This is a genomic window from Arthrobacter sp. LjRoot78 (assembly GCF_964254335.1).
GTDB lineage: Bacteria > Actinomycetota > Actinomycetes > Actinomycetales > Micrococcaceae > Arthrobacter.
In genome coordinates, this window is record NZ_CAXUTG020000001.1 from 2,314,333 (window position 1) to 2,331,678 (window position 17,346).

Sequence of the window (17,346 nt, forward strand, 5' to 3'; positions counted from 1 at the left end):
AGGCTTACCTAACTCCGAAACTGTACAGCCCCGGGGGAGTAATTAAGAAACTAAAATATGCCCTATTTCTCCAGACCCTTGGCTAAAGCTGGCCGCACCAACGGCAGGAGCGGGGTTCAGCCCGCTTCCCTGCGTGCTTCGCCAAGCCAGCCCGCCACTTCGTCGTCGAGGTCGGCCCGGGAGCGCAGCTCCAGGTGATGCATCCACACGCCGGGGGCCGGGCTGATCACTTCCTTGAACCGGGCCGAATCGATGCGTCGCGGCAAAGCTATCGACAGAACTGCGGGCACGTCCGACCTGATGTACCTGGCCGGCCACCACATGTAGGCAAATCCGCGGTGTCCGCGGAACGCCACCTGGCTTTTGGTGGCGTTCATGGTCGACGGCGGGTACGCGGCCAGGATGCCCTCCACCTGCCGCAGTAACTCCAGGCCCAGCGGGGAACCGCGGAAGACCTCCTCCGGGGTGGACTCCTCGGCGGCACCGCGGGTCATCATGGCGCGACTTCTGACGGGAGGTCCCTGGCTTTCATGGCGGCGAGCCTACGCCGGCCCGCCGGGGCCCAGCAATGGCATGCGCGGCGCCGCAACTATCCCCGGTCCGCTTCTTTGTTGACGTTGAACAACTGGATTCTTCCCGTCCGCTGGCATGATGGATGGCAGACCGACAGATTTTGGACGTTTGGAACAAAGGAGCTCGAATGGGATTGCTGGACAACAAGACTGCCATTGTGACCGGTTCGTCGAGGGGGATCGGCGCTGATGTTGCCAAGCTCCTCGCTGCCGAAGGTGCCGCCGTCGTGGTGAACTATCGTCAGAAGGCACCGCGTGCCAACAAGGTTGTGGCCGAAATCGAGGCCGCCGGCGGCCGTGCCGCGGCGGTCGGCGCCGACCTGACCACGCAGGAAGGCGTCCAGGCACTGGCCAGCGCCGCCATGGAAAACTTCGGCACGCTCGATGTCCTGGTTCTCAACGCGTCCGGCGGCATGGAATCGGGCATGGAAGAGGGCTACGCCCTGAAGCTGAACCGGGATGCCCAGGTCAACATGCTCAACGCCGCCGTGCCGCTGATGCGGGAAGGCTCCCGCGTGGTGTTTGTCACCAGCCACCAGGCCCACTTCATCGATTCGGTCCCCACCATGCCGGAGTACGAGCCGGTAGCACGCAGCAAGCGGGCCGGCGAGGATGCCCTGCGCGCCCTCATCCCGAACCTTGCCGACAAGGGCATTTCCTTCGTGGTGGTTTCCGGCGACATGATCGAAGGAACCGTGACGGCCACGCTGCTTGACCGCTCCAACCCGGGCGCCATCGAGGCCCGCCGGGCCGAGGCCGGCAAGCTGTATTCCGTCGCCGAGTTCGCCGCGGAAATCGCCAAGATGGTGACTGCCGACGTCGAAACAGGCCACACCGAATACGCCGGCGGTGCCGATTACTTCGGCAAGAGCACCGGCCAGGCCGGCTAGGACCCTAAGCGCCCAGCCCGCCCAGATGGCACGTAGCGGCAATTGTTCCCAGGAACATTGCCGCGGCGTGCCATCTCGCGGTTAATGCCTCAAGCAGCTAATGCCTCAGACCCCGGCGATGTGTCGCACGGCGTCCAGGTAGGGCATGTTGACTACTGCGTCCGCGACTGCGCGCACCGCGGGTTTGGCGTTGAAGGCCACGCCGATTCCGGCGGCACCAAGCATGTCCAGGTCGTTGGCGCCGTCGCCCACGGCGATGGTGTGTTCCATGGGGATGCCCTCGGCGGCAGCCCACTCGCGGAGGTACTTCTCCTTCGCCGCACGGTCGATCACCGCGCCGAGCACTTTGCCCGTCAGCGCGCCGTCGACAATTTCCAGCTCATTGGCGATCCAGTGATCCATCCCGAGGTCCTCCGCGATGGGCTGCAGGATCTGGTTGAAGCCGCCCGAAACGACTGCCACGGCGTGACCTGCCGCTTTGAACGCTGCCACAAGTTCCGCTGCGCCATCACTGAGTTTCACCTCGGCCCGTACGGAATCGACGACGTCGGCCGGCAGCCCGGCGAGGACCGCCACCCGGGCATGCAGGCTCTGGGCGAAGTCGAGCTCGCCGCGCATGGCCGCTTCGGTGACCGCAGTGACTTCCTCCTTCTTCCCGGCGTAGGCGGCCAGCAGCTCGATGACCTCCTGCTGGATCAGCGTGGAATCAACATCCATGATGAGGAACTTGCGGGGTGCCTCCCGGAGGGCGGCCGGGACAATGGCCGTGTCCATCGCGGTGAAGCCGGCGGAAGCCACGGCATGGCGGAGCGCGCCGATCTCGGCAGCGGTGCCGGATTCCACGGAGAAGTCCACTGTGTACGCCTCAAAGCGGTGGTCACCGCCGCGGGATTCTGCGGAGAAGGAAGCGCCTGCTCCGGTCAGCAGGGAACGGAGGTGTTCCAGTTCCGGAGGGGACAATTTGACGCCGTAGCTGACCGCAGTCACGTTCGAACTCATGGCTGCAATCTTAGCCAGCGCACTCGCGGCACCCGAATTCGTTTCGTCCCGCCCTGTTGCAGGCCCCGCGCGTGGTGTATCAGTTATCAGTCGCGCCGTGTTTTGTCCTAGTGTCTACTCCTATGAGTGATGTTCTTGAAATGGCTGCTGTCAGCGTTGTCCGCGGAGCCAAAACGCTCCTCAACAAAGTGGACTGGCAGGTCAAAGAAGGCGAACGCTGGGTAATCCTCGGACCCAACGGCGCGGGCAAGACCACTCTGCTCCAGATTGCGGCGGCACGGCTCCACCCCACGAGCGGGATGGCCGGCATCCTGGAAGAGATGCTGGGGGCTGTTGACGTTTTTGAACTCCGGCCCCGCATCGGCCTGTCCTCGGCTGCCCTTGCCAACCAGATTCCCGAGCAGGAGAAAGTACTCAACGTAGTGGTCACGGCTGCCTACGGAGTGACCGGACGCTGGCGCGAAGGCTACGAGAAGGACGACGAACGCCGTGCGTTCCGGCTGCTGAACGAGTGGGGGATGGGTCCGCTCCTGAACCGTGCGTTCGCGTCCCTGTCCGAAGGCGAAAGGAAGCGGGTCCAGATTGCCCGTGCCCTGATGACTGACCCGGAACTGCTTCTCCTGGACGAGCCCGCGGCAGGGCTGGACCTCGGCGGCCGCGAGGACCTGGTGCACCGCCTCAGTGAACTGGCACGCGACGAGGCTGCCCCGGCGATTGTCCTGGTGACGCACCACCTCGAGGAAGTTCCGCCGGGCTTCACCCACGCGATGCTGATGCGCGATGCCAGCGTTGTGGCGGCCGGTCCCATTGCCGAAGTCCTGACCTCCGAGCACCTCAGCGAGACCTTTGGCTTGCCGCTCGACGTCACGGTCAACGCGGGACGCTACGCCGCCACCGCACGCCGCTGACCCGGCGGCCTTCCAAGCGTGGAGTTACTCAACGGCGTCTTCATCTTCTTCGCGGGGCTGTGGGCCGGAACCATCAACAGTGTTGTAGGTTCAGGCACCCTGGTCACCTTCCCCGTTCTCATTGCCCTGGGCATTACCCCGGTAACCGCCTCCATTAGCAATGCCATGGGGCTGGTGGCGGGGAACGCCGCCGGCGCCTGGGGATACCGGAAAGAACTCGCGGGACGCGGCAGGCAATTGCTTCGGCTGTTGCCGGCATCCCTGCTGGGCGGCATCAGCGGGGCCTGGCTGCTGCTGCACCTGCCGGAGAAAGTCTTCCACTACGCCGCACCCGCCCTGATTGTGCTCGCCCTGCTGATGGTAGTCTTCCAGCCCCGGCTCCAGCAGTGGGTGCGCAACCGGGAGGCAAACCCCGAGCACGCGATCAACGACAAGCGCCACGGCGTGCTCCTGATCGTGCTGGTGTATCTGGCCGGTGTCTACGGTGGCTACTTCGTGGCCGCGCAGGGCATCCTCCTGGTCGGCATCTTGGGCGTGTTTATGACCGGAACCATCCAGAACGCCAACGCCATGAAGAACATCCTCGTCCTCGGGGTGAACATCGTGGCGGCGGCGTCCTATTTGCTGTTCGCATTCGGGCGCATCAACTGGCCGGTTGTGGCCATTATCGCGGTGAGCTCCCTGATCGGCGGGATCGTCGGTTCCAAGGTGGGCCGGAGGCTTTCCCCGCCCGTTCTGCGCGGCGTCATCTTCGCGCTGGGCCTCGTCGCCCTGGGGTTCATGATCGCGAACCTGTTCAAATGACCATCACTTGACCCGATGCATCACCCGTCCCGATGAAATGACTTCCAGTGACTTTCCACTACCTCGAATCCGCTGATGATCCCCGGGTGTCCGACTACACCCGGCTGACGGACGTCCACTTGCGCAAGGTCCGGGAACCCGCAGAAGGCATGTACATCGCGGAATCATCGCGCGTGCTCCGGCGCGCCCTGGCTGCAGGTCACCGGCCGCGCTCCTTTTTCCTTGCCGAGAAGTGGCTCGAGGACCTGACCGACGTCTTTGCCCAGTTTCCGGACGTCCCGGTGTTTGTCGGCAGCGCCGCGCTGCTGGAAGACATCACCGGATTCCACCTGCATCGCGGCGCCATGGCGGCCATGCACCGCCCGGAACCTGTGCCGCTGCCCGAACTCCTGGCCGGTGCACGCCGGGTGGCGGTCCTCGAAGACATCGTGGACCACACCAACGTCGGCGCCATCTTCAGGTCGGCGGCCGCCCTGGGCGTGGACGCCGTGCTGGTCTCGCCACGGTGCGGGGACCCCCTTTACCGGCGCAGTGTCCGCGTGAGCATGGGTACCGTGTTCCAGGTTCCGTGGGCGCGCCTGGAGTCGTGGCCGGGCGATCTTAGCGTCCTCCGGGAGCAGGGTTTCACGGTGGCGGCCATGGAACTCACGGGAGACGCCGTGGACCTCGACGAACTGGCCGCCCGCAACCCGGACAAGCTCGCGCTAGTGCTGGGCACCGAAGGAGCAGGCATGAGCCCGGAGACGCTCGCCGCCGTGGACCTCGCCGTCAAGATTCCCATGCGGGCGGGAGTCGATTCGCTCAACGTCGCGGCGGCCTCCGCCGTCGCTTTCTGGGAACTCCGCCCGAAGGGCTGACCCCGCCCGCCGGACTGCCCGGTTCGCGCCCCTCTGATTCGTGCCGAAACCGTGTTTAGGCTAGGATTGAGTGTTGGTCCGGACACCCGGTGTTTGCATGGCTTTTAGCAACCACCGTTGCCCCGCACCCTCATCCCATTCATACCTGGCAGCTGGCAAAATCCAGTTGTGCGAACGAAGGTCCAATTATGAAGTCTAATACTCACCCGAAGTACGAAGCTGTTGTTTTCAACGACCTGGCTTCCGGCGTCAAGTTCCTGACCAAGTCGACTGTGTCTTCCAAGAAGACCATCGAATGGGAAGACGGAAACACCTACCCGGTCATCGACGTCGAAATCTCCTCCGAGTCCCACCCGTTCTACACGGGCAAGCAGCGCATCATGGACTCCGCAGGCCGCGTCGAGCGCTTCAACGCTCGCTTCAAGGGCTTCGGCGGCAAGAAGTAATAACTTCTCCCCAAGGCAGTTGGAAAAGCCCGCATCTTTCGGAATTCCGGAAGATGCGGGCTTTTGCGTTGGTGGGGCAGGATGGGATGCATGACATTCCCTCCTTTTGAGACCGGTCCGGCGGACGGCACGGACGACGGCGGCCGGCGCCACGGTGAGTACAAGGTCCCGGGCGGCAAGCTCGTTGTGGTGGATTTCGACGTCGTCGGGGGCCGCCTCGCGCACGTTTCCGTCAGCGGTGACTTCTTCCTGGAACCCGATGAAGCGCTGTTGGACATTAACCGCGCCCTGACTGGGTTATCGGAAACAACTGCAGCCGCGGACATCTCCGCCGCCGTGGCCGCCGGCCTCCCCGAAGACGCCGTGCTCTTCGGGTTTTCGGCCGACGCCGTGTCCATCGCTGTCCGCAGGGCCCTCGCGAAGGCGACCGGCTGGGCAGACCACCACTGGAATGTCATCGCGCCCTCGGTCCTGCCGACGCACATCAACGTTGCCCTGGACGAAGTGCTCACCGAGGAAGTGGGGGCAGGGCGCCGTAACCCGACCCTCCGGTTCTGGGACTGGGAGGAACCGTCCGTTGTGATCGGCAGTTTCCAGTCGGTCCGCAACGAGGTCCATCCCGAGGGCGTGGCACGCCACGGCATCAGCGTGGTCCGGCGGATCAGCGGCGGGGGAGCCATGTTCATGGAAGCGGGCAACTGCATCACCTACTCGCTGTACCTGCCCCAGACCCTTGTGGACGGCATCAGCTTCGCCGACTCCTACGCTTTCCTGGACGCCTGGGTCATGGCTGCACTGGAGAAACTGGGCATCAGTGCCTTCTACGTCCCCCTCAACGACATTGCCACGGAGCAGGGCAAGATCGGCGGTGCCGCCCAGAAGCGCCTGGCCAACGGCGGCATGCTGCACCACGTCACCATGAGCTACGACATCGACGCCGACAAAATGGTAGAGGTCCTCCGGATCGGCAAGGAAAAACTCTCGGACAAAGGCACCGCCAGTGCCAAAAAGCGCGTCGATCCGCTGCGCCGCCAGACCGGCCTGGCCCGAACGGAAATTGTTGAGGCCATGATCGATGTGTTCAGCGGCCGCTACGGGGCCACACCATCAGTCCTGACTGACGGAGAACTGGCCGCCGCCCGTGATCGCGTGGCGGCGAAATTCGGCACCTCGGAATGGCTGCACCGGGTGCCTTAGCCCCGTGCGCGAGCCTGTGCTGTGAGGGAACGGTGCAGGTGGCTCCGCTGCTCGATGACGATGCGGCGAAGCGCCCGTGGAGCCTCCGGGTGCCCGGCCAGCCAGTCGTCCGTCCGGACGATCACGGCGTGGGTGTCCGGACTGCTGCCGTCCAAATCCTGGCCCGCCGGATAGAGCCCCCGGACAATCCGGCTGGCGATCTCGATGCTGCGCTCCGCCCAGACGTTCTCCAGGCACTCGAAGTACGGTTCCACAAACGGGTCCAGCAGGCCGTCCGGTGCCGTGTTGAAACCGGCAATCGTGGCGCTGAGCAGCTGGTTGGAGAGAGTGCTGCCTTTGACGGCGGCATCCCAGGCTGCGGCTTTGACGGCCGCCTCGGGGCGGGCGGCCAGCGCCGTGGCGTGGCCCGCGCGGCCCGAAGCCGTGGTGTCACGGGAAAGTTCGGCGTCCAGTTCAGCTTGCGTTGCCTGTCCGTTGGCCGCCAGGGCATGCCACAGGCTCCAGCGGAGCTCCGGGTCCACGGCAAGGCCCTCGACGACGGTTGTGCCGTCCAGGATCCCCCTCACGAGGTCCAGCCGGCCTGCTGACTGCCTGCTCGTGGCGGCGAGGGTCCTTGCCCAGGCAAGCTGGTGGTCCGAACCCGGCCGGGCTGCGCCAAGTTCCCGGGCAGCCACGTCCAGGAAGCGGTTGCGAACCGAGTCCCGCACGGAAACCGGGACATAGCGGTCGACGGCGGTCGAAGCGTTGCCCAACACGTTGAGCAGGACGGCGATTCCGTTTTCAGCGGCGCCGAATTTCTCCACGGCCGCAACGTAGCTGTCCGCCGGTGCCATACCGTCGCGGGCTGCATCCCAGAGCGCTGTCCAGCAGAGCGCCCGCGCCATCGGGTCCTGCAGGGCACCGAGGGACGTCCGCGCGGTGGCTTCCGATCGGGGATCGAAGCGGACCTTCACATAGCTGAGGTCGTCGTCGTTGACCAGGAGGAGGGCGGGCACAGGCTTGCCCGCCAGTTCCGGGACCACCGTGCTCTGGCCGGTCAGGTCCGTCTCCACGCTGTCCGTGCGGACCAGCAACCCGTCGGCGTCGAAATCGTACAGCCCGACCCGTATACGGTGCGGCCGCAGTTCCTGCTGTCCGGTGACCGGGTCCACTGCCTCCTGGACGAGGGCCACCCTGCCCAGCACGCCATCGTGCTCTTCGATTTCCGCCGTGACGGTGGAGATCCCTGAAGTCTGCAGCCACTGGCGGGCCCATGCTGCGAGGTCCCGGCCGGACGCCTCGCCAAGCGCGGCCAGCAGGTCCGCCAGGGTGGTGTTGCCGTACTCGTGGTCCCGGAAATACCGGCGCGAGCCGGCGATGAACGCCTCAAAGCCGACGTAGGCCACCAGCTGCTTCAGCACGGACGCGCCCTTGGCGTAGGTGATGCCGTCGAAGTTCTGCTTGGCCGCCTCGAGGTCGGGAATGTCGGCCACGATCGGGTGGGTGGTGGGCAGCTGGTCCTGGACGTAGGCCCACGCCTTGCGGTTATTGGCGAAGTTCACCCAGGCGGTGTCCCAGTCCGTGGCGCGGTCCACGCCCAGGGTGCCCATGTAGTCGGCGAAGGACTCTTTGAGCCAGAGATCGTTCCACCACTGCATGGTTACGAGGTCGCCGAACCACATGTGTGCCATTTCGTGCATCAGGGTGTTGGCGCGTGCCTGGTACTGGGAATCGGCGGCCCGGGACGTAAAGACATAGTTTTCGGTGAAGGTGACCAGCCCGGGGTTCTCCATGGCACCGAGGTTGTATTCGGGCACGAACGCCTGGTCGTACTTGCCCCAGGGGTAGGGGTAGTCGAAGAGGTTGTTGAAGAATCCGAGACCCTGCTTGGTGAGCTGGAACAGGTGCCCGGTATCGAAGGATCCTGCCATGGAATTGCGGCAGTAGAGCGCCAGCGGGATTTCCAGCGCAGTGCCGTCCTCCAGGGTTCCGCTCCAGTGGTCCTCCGCCTTGAAGTACGGCCCTGCCAGCACCGTGGTGATGTAGGTGGACATCCGCCGCGTCGGTGCGAAGTCCCAGCGGCTCGTTGCGGGATCGCTGGTCAGCTGCGTGCGGTTTGCCTCGGCGCCGTTCGAAGCGACCTGCCAGTCGGAGGGAGCCATCACATGGAACGTGAACTCCGCCTTGAGGTCGGGCTGTTCAAAGTTGGCGAACACCCGCCGGGCATCAGCCGGCTCGTACTGCGTGTAGAGGTAGCACTGGCCGTCGGCGGGGTCGAAGAAGCGGTGCATGCCTTCCCCTGATGTGCTGTACAGCGCGGTCCCGGTGACGGTGACCTGGTTTTCGGCCTGCAGGTTGTCGAGCCGGATACGGGATCCGTCCACGACGTCGGCGACGGACAGCCCCTTCCCGTTCAGGAACACGCTGTGCACGTCTCTGCTGATGAAGTCCAGGAATGTGGAGCCGCCGGGTTCCCGGGCGGAGAAGTTGATAACGCTGCGGCTGGTGTAGCCGGTAACCTCCGGATCCAGCGCCGTGCGGACGTCGAGGGAAACGTCGTAGCTATGGGTGGTGATCAGGGCTGAGCGATTTGCCGCTTCATCGCGTTGCAGGTTCTCATTCGACACCAAGCTATTGAATCATGGCGCAAGCCGGATCACCGGTGCCGCAGTTCCCGTGCCGTTGTCCGGGTGGGACCAGTCAGTTACGGCTGAACGATCAGCATGGCAGCCCCAAGGCCCAGGGCGGCGATGAGGAGCCACGCGGCGAGGGCTGCCAACAGGGCCCTGGCGCCGGTGTGGAGCAGGGTTCGCACCCGAACCGCCGAGCCCAGGCCGAAGAGCGCCGTGCCGAGCAGCAGGTCCTGCACGGCGGCCGCGGCCTCCAGCCAACCGGGGGACAGCCACCCGGTGGACCGCACGCCCACCATGGCCACAAATCCAATGACGAACAGCGGAACAACGGGCGGCATCCGCAGCTCCGCACCGTCGGCGTCGGATGCCGGGCCGCCCGGCTCCGCACGGGCAATCCCGTCCGTCCCCGCGCCGTCCCGCACAGCCCCGTTGCGCTTATCGCGGTTGATGGCCGACCGCTGGTGGATCCCCGCAGCGGCCACCATGGGGGCCAGCAGGATCACCCGCGTCAGCTTCACGACGACGGCGATCGCCAATGCACCGGTGCCTGCGGTCTGTGCGGTGGCCACCACCTGGCCGACGTCGTGCACCGAAGCCCCGGTCCACGCGCCGAACACTTCAGGAGTGAGCTGCAGCGGGTGCAGGAGGAGCGGCAGGACACCGATGGCCAACGTGCCACACAGCGTGACCAGTGCAACCGGCAGGACGGTGTCCACATGGCGGATCCTGCGGACCGCCGCCATCGCCCCAATGGCTGAGGCGCCGCAGATTGAAAAGCCGGTGGAGATGAGCAGGGAGGCATCGCGGGTCAGCCGGAACATCCGGGAAATCCCGTATGTTCCGACGAAGCTGACCAGAACCACCCCCGTGATCAGCAGCAGCGACTGCCAGCCAAGCCCCAGGACGTCCAACACGCTGACTTTCAGTCCGAGGAAAACAATCCCGGCCCGCATCAGGTGCTTGCCGGCGAAGTCGAGCCCCGGACGCGCCCGCCCCGCCGCCCAGGTTCCCGTGCCGGGGAGGTTCGCAGCGAGCAGGCCCAGCACCACGGCGACGGTCATGGCGGGCAGGACAGGCACCATTGCGTGTACGGTAAAGGCCACCCCGACGGCGAAAACGGCAGTGAGTAGTCCCGGCAACAGGGGTGGGATCCGTGTGGAGATCCGCCCTTGGAGGGCGGCGGGGAATCTGGGCAATGGCACTCACCTACCTTGCCGGAACAGTGCGGAAAAACACGAACCGGAAGGGTGGCTTCAACACGCCCCAATGGGCATCAGTAATGAATTCGAAACAAAAAGGTGGTTGGCTAATGACCATGTCTGACCTATTCCAGGATTACTCCGAGGCTGCCGGCCGCACCGGCGCCTACGACGAGATGTTTGCACCCGGCCAAGAAGCCAGGAAGTCCTACGGACAGGTCGCCGGTGCCCTACGGGAACTTTCCCTCACCGATGTCACTGCCCGTGCCGATTCGATGGCGCGTACGTTCCTGGACCGCGGTGTCACTTTCGACTTCGCCGGAGAGGAACGTCCGTTTCCCCTGGATATCGTCCCCCGGGTGATCCCTGCCGATGAGTGGACCGTCCTGGAGAAGGGCGTGGCCCAGCGGGTCCGTGCCCTCGAAGCCTTCCTCAATGACGTCTACGACAAGATGACGGTGGTGGCAGACGGCGTCATCCCGCGCCAGCTCGTCACCACCAGTGCCCACTTCCATCGCCAGGTTCACGGTTTCGAGCCGGCCGGCGGCGTGCGCGTCCACATCTCGGGGATCGACGTCGTCCGTGACGCTGCGGGAACCTTTCGGGTGCTCGAAGACAACGTGCGGGTACCCTCCGGCGTAAGTTATGTGCTGGAAAACCGCCGGGCCATGGCCAAGGGCCTGCCCGAGGCGTTCGGCCAGCAACTGATCCGTCCGGTGGAGGAATACCCCCGCCGGCTGTTGTCGGCACTCCGCAAGACAGCACCGTCCGGCGTCGACGACCCCACCGTAGTGGTCCTCACGCCCGGCGTGTTCAACAGCGCGTACTTCGAACACACCCTGCTGGCCGGTCTCATGGGCGTTGAGCTCGTTGAGGGCCGCGACCTCATCTGCCGCGGCAACCGGGTGTACATGCGTACTACCGCCGGCGAACAGCGCGTTGACGTGATCTACAAGCGGATTGACGACGACTTCCTCGACCCGCTGCAGTTCCGCGCCGATTCCATGCTGGGCTGCCCCGGTCTGGTCAATGCGGCCCGCGCCGGTGGCGTGACCATCGCCAATGCGGTGGGCAACGGCGTGGCCGACGACAAGCTCGTCTACAGCTATGTGCCCGACCTCATCCGCTACTACCTCAACGAAGAGCCCGTGATCGCCAACGTGGACACGTTCCGGCTGGAGGAGAAGGAAGCGCGTGAGCACGTCCTGGACAGGCTGGATGAACTGGTGGTAAAACCGGTGGACGGCTCCGGGGGCAAGGGCCTGGTCATCGGGCCCGACGCGTCCAAGGAAGAACTCGAGGCGCTCCGCAAGCGCGTCATCGCGGATCCCCGTGGCTGGATTGCGCAGCCGGTCCTGCAGCTGTCTACGGTTCCCACCCTCAGCGGTGATAAGTTTGGCCCTCGGCACGTCGACCTGCGACCGTTCGCCGTCAACGACGGCGACGAAGTCTGGGTGCTTCCGGGCGGACTGACGCGCGTTGCCCTCAAGGAGGGTTCGCTGATCGTCAATTCCAGCCAGGGTGGCGGGTCCAAGGACACGTGGGTGCTGTCGGACTCTCCCGAGGTTCCGGTGGAGCTCCTGCCCAGGCCGTCCATCACCGTCCGCGAGCGGGTTTCGGTGTGGCCGGTCGAAAGCAACTGGCGCGACCGCCAGACGGAACAGCAGCAGTGAGCCGCCGCCGTCGGGAGTTCCCCGCACCAGTTTCCATTTCTATGTACATGCAGATTTCGGACCCGCAGGAGGTAGCCGCGAATGCTTAGCCGTATCGCTGAGTCCCTATTTTGGATCGGCCGCTATGTGGAGCGGGCTGACGGTACCGCCCGCATCCTGGACGTCCACCTTGAGCGGCTCAACCACCTGCCCACGGAGGAGCGGGACAATGTGGCCCGGGAACTCCTGGCTGTTATGGGAGCCCGGCCCGAGAGCGACGAATTCGGCCTCGAGGAGCTGCTGCACGCCCTCGCCTACGACAAACAGAGCGCCACATCGATCGCCGGATCGTTGGGGGCTGCCCGCGAAAACGCCCGCCGTGCCCGCGAAACGGTTTCCTCCGGGCTCTGGGAAAGCTTGAACACCACGTACTACGGCCTGAACCAGCACCGCAAGGACGTGGTCGGCACCTACCGGTTCTGCCACTGGGTGCTGGAGCGCACGGCCATGGTCAGCGGCCTGGCGGACACCACCGTGAGCCACGACGACAGCTGGTTGTTCCTGGCCCTGGGACGTTCCCTGGAGCGTGCCGACATGACGGCACGCATGCTTTCAACCCGCGATGTGCTCTCCGCCGGCATGTCATGGGTCAACATGCTCCGCTGCGCCGGGGCATATGAGTCCTTCCTCCGGACCCGCAGGGCCGCCTTCGGGGACCAGCATGCCGCCGAGTTCCTGCTGCTGGACCGGTTGTTCCCGCGTTCGATCGTCTACGCCCTGCGTGATGCTGATGAGTGCCTGGCGAAGCTCGACCCTTCCGCCCAGCGCGTCGGTTTCATCAACGACGCACGCCGGATCGTGGGCCAGGCCCGCACCTTCCTGGAGTTCCACCGTACGGACGACCTCATGTCCGAACTGCCGGAGCACATGGAGCGCGTCCAGAAGGCTGTGTCGCAGGCGTCCGACGCCATTTCCCGTAAGTACTTCAATCAGGCGGACGAACTGGCCTGGGTGGGAGAAGTTTCATGACCCGGCTGAGCATCATCCATAAAACCGGCTACAAGTACAACAAACGCGTCACGCTCTCGTACAACGAAGCCCGCATGACGCCGCTGACGGATCCGCAGCAGGTAGTGCTGGAATCGTCCATGAAAGTTGCGCCGTCGCAGGCCGCCATCAGCAGCTACCGCGACTACTGGGGCACACGCGTTACGGCCTTCGACATGCAAATGCCGCACGAGTACCTGGAGGTGGTCGCCACTACCACGGTCGAAGTCCACCGCGCAGAGCGCGTCCCGGCAGAGGGCGACATCGTCTCGTGGGACGTGCTGCAGGCGCCTGAGACGCTCAACCAGTTCAGCGACTGGGTCCCGCAGTCCAGGCTGAGCGGTCCCGGTGACGAAGTCCTCGGCATCATTCCGGGGATCGTCGAAGGCAGGAATCCGCACGGGTCGGCCATGGCCATCTTCGAATGGATGCGCGGCGAGATGACCTATATGAAAGGCTCAACCGGCGTCACCACCAACGCCGCGCAGGCCTGGGGGCAACGCCAGGGCGTCTGCCAGGACCTGGCGCACCTCGCCATCGGCGCGCTGCGCAGCTGCGGTATTCCGGCACGGTATGTCTCCGGTTACCTTCACCCGCGTTCGACGGCGGACATCGGCGAGACGGTGGCAGGCCAGTCGCACGCGTGGCTGGAGTGGTGGGACGGCGAATGGCGCAGCTGGGACCCGACCAACCACAAACCGGCCGGCGACTTCCATGTCACCGTGGCACGCGGACGCGATTACCGGGATGTGCCGCCGCTCAAGGGCATCCTGTCAGGCGGCGGCGGTTCCGCGTTGAACGTGAGCGTCGAAGTCACCCGTCTGGCGTAGGCCGGCCGCCCTGGCAGGCTTATTCGTACCCGGACCTGGTGGCGTCATCCAGCGGCGTCCACCAGGTCAACGGGGGAGTGACCTTGAAACGCCTGCCCGTGACCGTGTCCGGTGTAATCCGGACGAAGTGCTCTTTCTTGCCGGCCTGCCAGGGGAAAAGCAGCAGTCCCACAGTGTCCAGAACCTCCTGCTGGTTCTTGACCGGCGCGGCTTGCCCTTTGATCACCACGCTCCAGGCGATGCCGCTGTCCGCATCCACGCCGTCTGCCTCCACGGCAACAGGAGTGTCGCCCGTGGCTGCCTGCAGCTTGGTGCCATCTGCCGTGCGGAAGACGAGAGTTCCGTGGTCCACCTTGTAGTTGATGGGGAAGATGTCCGGGTGGTCCTCGACCCAGACTGCCAGCCGGCCCACTGAGACGCTCCGCAGCAAACGCCAGCATTCGTGGTTGTCAAGGTTTTCGACTTCGTGCGGATGGTCAGCGCCCGGTTTAGGATCAGTGCTCATGACGCCGAGCCTAAGCGAGGGTAGGTCCGGAAAGCTAGGGCCCAAGGTCCCTGCCGCCAAATCGACACCCCCTCGCCCCATGATGATTGCCTTAACGGTATTCTGGCCTCACGACGCCGGAGCGGACGGACGCGGTCAGGAGTGGTTTGTGGATATGCATGCCGATGGCGACGCCCCGGGGCGATACACCGCGCCAAGCGGCACCAGGATCGAGGACTTGCTCAAGGACTTTGTTTCCCGGGCCGGTGAACTCCTCCAGTTCCAGGAACGCATGGGTGGCCTGCTCGAAGCGGTGGTTGCCGTTGCAGAGGACTTGAGTCTCGACGCCGTCCTGGAACGGGTTGTCCAGTCAGCCTGCCAGCTACTGCGCGCCCGCTACGGTGCCTTGGGTGTCATCGGGGATGACCGCGCCCTCAGCCACTTCATAACGGTCGGGATCGACGGCGAACTCGCCAAGCAGATCGGCCCCCTCCCCACCGGCCATGGCGTCTTGGGATTACTGATCTCCGACCCCCGGCCACTGCGGCTTCATGACCTGAGGATCCATCCCGAGGCCTACGGCTTTCCCAAACACCATCCGCCGATGCAGTCATTCCTTGGCGTTCCGGTCCGGGTCCGGGACGTTGTCTTCGGAAACCTGTATCTGACGGAAAAGGTGGGCGGCGGCGACTTCACGGTGGAGGATGAAGAGTTGGCCGTTGCCCTCGCGGCAGCCGCCGGCGTAGCCATCGAAAATGCGCGGCTCTACGACGACGCCAGGCGGCGTGCCCAATGGCTTGAGGCCTGCATGGATGTTGCCGGGCTGATGCTGGGGACCGATCCCGCCCACTCCGCCGGGCTTGGTCCCATCGCCGGGAGGGCCCTTCGAGAGTCCGGATCCAAGCTGGCCCTGATCGTGGAACCCGCGGCAGACGGCGACGGCTATGTCGTGGCCGGGGCCGACGGCGAAGGCGCTGAGCTGTTTTCCCGCTTGCCGTTGTCCCTGGATTCGGAAACGCTCCGGGGCGTACTCTCCGGAGGCGACCCCCTTCTCGTGGACAACGCCGCCGACGTGCTAGGAGTGTTGGAAGGTACTGTGGCCGGACCGCTGCTTGCGGTGGCACTCAGCACCCAGGGCGCCCATCACGGCCTGCTCCTCCTCGTCCGGGATTCCGGGGCCGGCCCGTACGGCCGGATCGATGTGGAGATGGGCGCTGTTTTTGGGTCCCATGTCGCGTTGGCGCTGGAACTCGCCAGGGTCCACCGCCTGCGGGAAGAACTGTTGGTGTACACCGATCGCGACCGTATTGCCCGCGACCTTCATGACCTCGTAATCCAGCGGCTCTTCGCCGCCGGCCTGAGCGTCCAAAGCCTGAACCGCTTCACGAAGGAAGAACTTGCCCTGGATCGGATCCGCGCCGTCACCGGGGAACTCGATGAGGCCATCCGCAGCCTCCGGGATACCATCTACTCGCTGAGGACCGGCAACGGCGATACGGAATTGCTCAGCGCGCGGCTCCGCCGCGTCACCCGGAGCGCGGCCAAGTCACTGCCCTTTGCGCCCGGACTCATGCTGGAAGGCCCGGTTGACTCAGTCCTCCCGGACAAGGCCGAACATGTGGTGGCCGTAGTTTCAGAGGGGCTGAGCAACGCCATCCGCCATTCGGGAGCGGACTCGATCGAGGTGTCCGTTTCTGCCCTGGACGGCAGGATGACGGTCCTGGTCACGGACAACGGCAGCGGGTTCAACGGTTCCACGAAGCGCAACGGTCTCAACAACATGGAGGAGCGCGCGAGGATGCTGGAGGGAACGTGCACCATCACCGGCGCGCCAGGTGCGGGCACCAGCCTCGAGTGGTCGGTTCCGCTTTAGTGCCTGTGCCCGTCGGAATCGGTGCCGGCCGAGTGGGCCGAGGACGAATGTGCCGCAGCGGAGTGCCCTGAAGACGACGCAGCCGGCATGGAGCTGTTGGCAATATACACCGCAGCCTGCGTCCGCCGTTCAAACCCAAGTTTTGCCAGCAGCGAGGACACGTAGTTCTTAACGGTCTTCTCCGCCAGGAACATTTCCGCAGCAATCTGCCGGTTCGTCAGGCCGCCGCCCACGAGCTCCAGGACGCGCCGTTCCTGCGGTGTCAGCCCGGCAATCCTCGGGTCCACCTGCTGGGGCGTGACGAGGCTTTCGACGACGCTGGCCGCCACGCCGTCGTCGAACAGCGACTCACCGGCAGCCGCACGCCGGAGTGCCCCGATGAGGTCAGTGCCGCCGATTTCCTTCAGAACGTAACCGCGGGCGCCGGCGAGTACCGCGCCCCGCAGGGCCTGCTCATCGTCGAAACTCGTCAGGATCAGGCAGTTAAGATTCGGGTCCACCGACCGGACATCCCGGCAGACTTCAATGCCCGTGCCGTCCGGAAGCCGGGCGTCGAGCACGCTAACGTCGGGGTGCAGAGCGGGAATGCGCCGCGTTGCCTCGACAGCGGAACCTGAGCTGCCCACAACTTGGAAACCCTCGCCCTCAAGGAGCTCCTGAAGCCCGCGCCTGACAAGTTCATGGTCATCGAGGATGAACACACGGATCAGGTCGGTGTTCGCGTCCTGTGCGGTGGGACCTTGGTCTGCCCGAGGAATCATGGTCCTCCTGTCCGGCGGCCGGAGCCGCCATCATCGGTCCGCAACCGGCTTGCGGTGCGGTGCAGATCCCATTATGTCTGTCCGGACCCGGTTTCCCTCATCCGGCTCTGCCATTCTCGTTGACACCTCCGGGCGCAACAAGGGTCCTTGGACCCACAGCGGGCATGACTTTAGGCCCTAGCACCGCGCGGTTCCGGCACACATCCTTGAAGTAC

At 65.1% G+C, this 17,346-nt stretch carries 16 protein-coding genes; 10 read left to right on the forward strand and 6 right to left on the reverse strand.

Going from position 1 to position 17,346, the window contains the following annotated elements; genetic code table 11:
* Positions 1–116: 116 nt before the first annotated feature.
* Positions 117–497, reverse strand: a complete 381-nt coding sequence (locus ACSQ1X_RS10695) for a DUF5655 domain-containing protein (protein WP_436057660.1) — start codon at positions 495–497, stop codon at positions 117–119.
* 203 nt (positions 498–700) lie between these two features.
* Between ACSQ1X_RS10695 and ACSQ1X_RS10700 the strand changes: the two genes are divergently transcribed.
* On the forward strand, positions 701–1,462 hold the full coding sequence (locus tag ACSQ1X_RS10700; protein WP_055805828.1) for an SDR family oxidoreductase: 762 nt from the start codon (positions 701–703) through the stop codon (positions 1,460–1,462).
* Positions 1,463–1,567: 105 nt separating this feature from the next.
* On the opposite strand, the gene serB is transcribed toward ACSQ1X_RS10700, so the two are convergent.
* The gene (gene serB, locus ACSQ1X_RS10705; RefSeq protein WP_436057661.1) at positions 1,568–2,461 is read right to left on the reverse strand and encodes a phosphoserine phosphatase SerB; all 894 of its coding nucleotides are present in this window, start codon (positions 2,459–2,461) and stop codon (positions 1,568–1,570) included.
* 122 nt (positions 2,462–2,583) lie between these two features.
* On the opposite strand from serB, the gene ACSQ1X_RS10710 reads away from it, so the two are divergent.
* From ACSQ1X_RS10710 to ACSQ1X_RS10730, 5 genes are all read left to right on the forward strand, one after another.
* Positions 2,584–3,369 carry an ABC transporter ATP-binding protein gene (locus tag ACSQ1X_RS10710; protein ID WP_055805822.1) on the forward strand — a complete coding sequence of 262 codons (786 nt, stop codon included), beginning with the start codon at positions 2,584–2,586 and terminating at the stop codon, positions 3,367–3,369.
* An 18-nt stretch (positions 3,370–3,387) separates the two neighbouring features.
* On the forward strand, positions 3,388–4,173 hold the full coding sequence (locus tag ACSQ1X_RS10715; RefSeq protein WP_055805819.1) for a sulfite exporter TauE/SafE family protein: 786 nt from the start codon (positions 3,388–3,390) through the stop codon (positions 4,171–4,173).
* Positions 4,174–4,220: 47 nt separating this feature from the next.
* Entirely contained in the window at positions 4,221–5,030 is an 810-nt protein-coding gene (locus tag ACSQ1X_RS10720) for a TrmH family RNA methyltransferase (RefSeq protein ID WP_436057662.1), read from the forward strand.
* Positions 5,031–5,218: 188 nt separating this feature from the next.
* On the forward strand, positions 5,219–5,476 hold the full coding sequence (locus ACSQ1X_RS10725) for a type B 50S ribosomal protein L31 (RefSeq protein WP_011691973.1): 258 nt from the start codon (positions 5,219–5,221) through the stop codon (positions 5,474–5,476).
* Positions 5,477–5,566: 90 nt separating this feature from the next.
* Positions 5,567–6,673 (forward strand): lipoate--protein ligase family protein, encoded by a 1,107-nt coding sequence (locus tag ACSQ1X_RS10730; RefSeq protein ID WP_436057663.1) that lies wholly within the window; start codon positions 5,567–5,569, stop codon positions 6,671–6,673.
* On the opposite strand, the gene pepN is transcribed toward ACSQ1X_RS10730, so the two are convergent.
* Together pepN and ACSQ1X_RS10740 are read right to left on the reverse strand one after the other, a co-directional pair.
* Positions 6,670–9,279 carry an aminopeptidase N gene (gene pepN / locus ACSQ1X_RS10735; protein WP_436057664.1) on the reverse strand — a complete coding sequence of 870 codons (2,610 nt, stop codon included), beginning with the start codon at positions 9,277–9,279 and terminating at the stop codon, positions 6,670–6,672. The genes ACSQ1X_RS10730 and pepN overlap by 4 nt on opposite strands.
* 77 nt (positions 9,280–9,356) lie before the next feature.
* Entirely contained in the window at positions 9,357–10,367 is a 1,011-nt protein-coding gene (locus ACSQ1X_RS10740; protein ID WP_436057665.1) for a YeiH family protein, read from the reverse strand.
* 233 nt (positions 10,368–10,600) lie between these two features.
* Between ACSQ1X_RS10740 and ACSQ1X_RS10745 the strand changes: the two genes are divergently transcribed.
* From ACSQ1X_RS10745 to ACSQ1X_RS10755, 3 genes are all read left to right on the forward strand, one after another.
* Positions 10,601–12,157 carry a circularly permuted type 2 ATP-grasp protein gene (locus ACSQ1X_RS10745; protein WP_028269258.1) on the forward strand — a complete coding sequence of 519 codons (1,557 nt, stop codon included), beginning with the start codon at positions 10,601–10,603 and terminating at the stop codon, positions 12,155–12,157.
* Positions 12,158–12,238: 81 nt separating this feature from the next.
* Positions 12,239–13,165: an alpha-E domain-containing protein gene (locus tag ACSQ1X_RS10750; protein ID WP_011691978.1), complete on the forward strand. Its 927-nt coding sequence runs from the start codon at positions 12,239–12,241 to the stop codon at positions 13,163–13,165.
* Positions 13,162–14,013, forward strand: a complete 852-nt coding sequence (locus tag ACSQ1X_RS10755) for a transglutaminase family protein (protein WP_436057666.1) — start codon at positions 13,162–13,164, stop codon at positions 14,011–14,013. The genes ACSQ1X_RS10750 and ACSQ1X_RS10755 overlap by 4 nt, the downstream gene beginning before the upstream one ends.
* A gap of 19 nt (positions 14,014–14,032) precedes the next feature.
* Here ACSQ1X_RS10755 and ACSQ1X_RS10760 read toward each other — a convergent pair whose 3' ends face one another.
* The gene (locus ACSQ1X_RS10760; RefSeq protein ID WP_436057667.1) at positions 14,033–14,518 is read right to left on the reverse strand and encodes a pyridoxamine 5'-phosphate oxidase family protein; all 486 of its coding nucleotides are present in this window, start codon (positions 14,516–14,518) and stop codon (positions 14,033–14,035) included.
* Between the two features lie 154 nt (positions 14,519–14,672).
* On the opposite strand from ACSQ1X_RS10760, the gene ACSQ1X_RS10765 reads away from it, so the two are divergent.
* Positions 14,673–16,370 (forward strand): GAF domain-containing sensor histidine kinase, encoded by a 1,698-nt coding sequence (locus tag ACSQ1X_RS10765; RefSeq protein WP_436059328.1) that lies wholly within the window; start codon positions 14,673–14,675, stop codon positions 16,368–16,370.
* Here ACSQ1X_RS10765 and ACSQ1X_RS10770 read toward each other — a convergent pair.
* Positions 16,367–17,131 carry a response regulator gene (locus ACSQ1X_RS10770; RefSeq protein WP_436057668.1) on the reverse strand — a complete coding sequence of 255 codons (765 nt, stop codon included), beginning with the start codon at positions 17,129–17,131 and terminating at the stop codon, positions 16,367–16,369. The genes ACSQ1X_RS10765 and ACSQ1X_RS10770 overlap by 4 nt on opposite strands.
* Positions 17,132–17,346 lie beyond the last annotated feature (215 nt).

Bases quoted from the DNA above. Each gene is read 5' to 3' on its own strand.
- ACSQ1X_RS10760 (WP_436057667.1), bottom strand. From the start codon at position 14,518: ATGAGCACTGATCCTAAACCGGGCGCTGACCATCCGCACGAAGTCGAA.
- ACSQ1X_RS10740 (WP_436057665.1), bottom strand. From the start codon at position 10,367: ATGGTGCCTGTCCTGCCCGCCATGACCGTCGCCGTGGTGCTGGGCCTG.
- ACSQ1X_RS10710 (WP_055805822.1), top strand. From the start codon at position 2,584: ATGAGTGATGTTCTTGAAATGGCTGCTGTCAGCGTTGTCCGCGGAGCC.
- ACSQ1X_RS10750 (WP_011691978.1), top strand. From the start codon at position 12,239: ATGCTTAGCCGTATCGCTGAGTCCCTATTTTGGATCGGCCGCTATGTG.
- ACSQ1X_RS10725 (WP_011691973.1), top strand. From the start codon at position 5,219: ATGAAGTCTAATACTCACCCGAAGTACGAAGCTGTTGTTTTCAACGAC.
- ACSQ1X_RS10695 (WP_436057660.1), bottom strand. From the start codon at position 497: ATGATGACCCGCGGTGCCGCCGAGGAGTCCACCCCGGAGGAGGTCTTC.
- ACSQ1X_RS10765 (WP_436059328.1), top strand. From the start codon at position 14,673: ATGCATGCCGATGGCGACGCCCCGGGGCGATACACCGCGCCAAGCGGC.
- ACSQ1X_RS10755 (WP_436057666.1), top strand. From the start codon at position 13,162: ATGACCCGGCTGAGCATCATCCATAAAACCGGCTACAAGTACAACAAA.
- ACSQ1X_RS10700 (WP_055805828.1), top strand. From the start codon at position 701: ATGGGATTGCTGGACAACAAGACTGCCATTGTGACCGGTTCGTCGAGG.
- serB (WP_436057661.1), bottom strand. From the start codon at position 2,461: ATGAGTTCGAACGTGACTGCGGTCAGCTACGGCGTCAAATTGTCCCCT.
- ACSQ1X_RS10730 (WP_436057663.1), top strand. From the start codon at position 5,567: ATGACATTCCCTCCTTTTGAGACCGGTCCGGCGGACGGCACGGACGAC.
- ACSQ1X_RS10770 (WP_436057668.1), bottom strand. From the start codon at position 17,131: ATGATTCCTCGGGCAGACCAAGGTCCCACCGCACAGGACGCGAACACC.
- ACSQ1X_RS10745 (WP_028269258.1), top strand. From the start codon at position 10,601: ATGTCTGACCTATTCCAGGATTACTCCGAGGCTGCCGGCCGCACCGGC.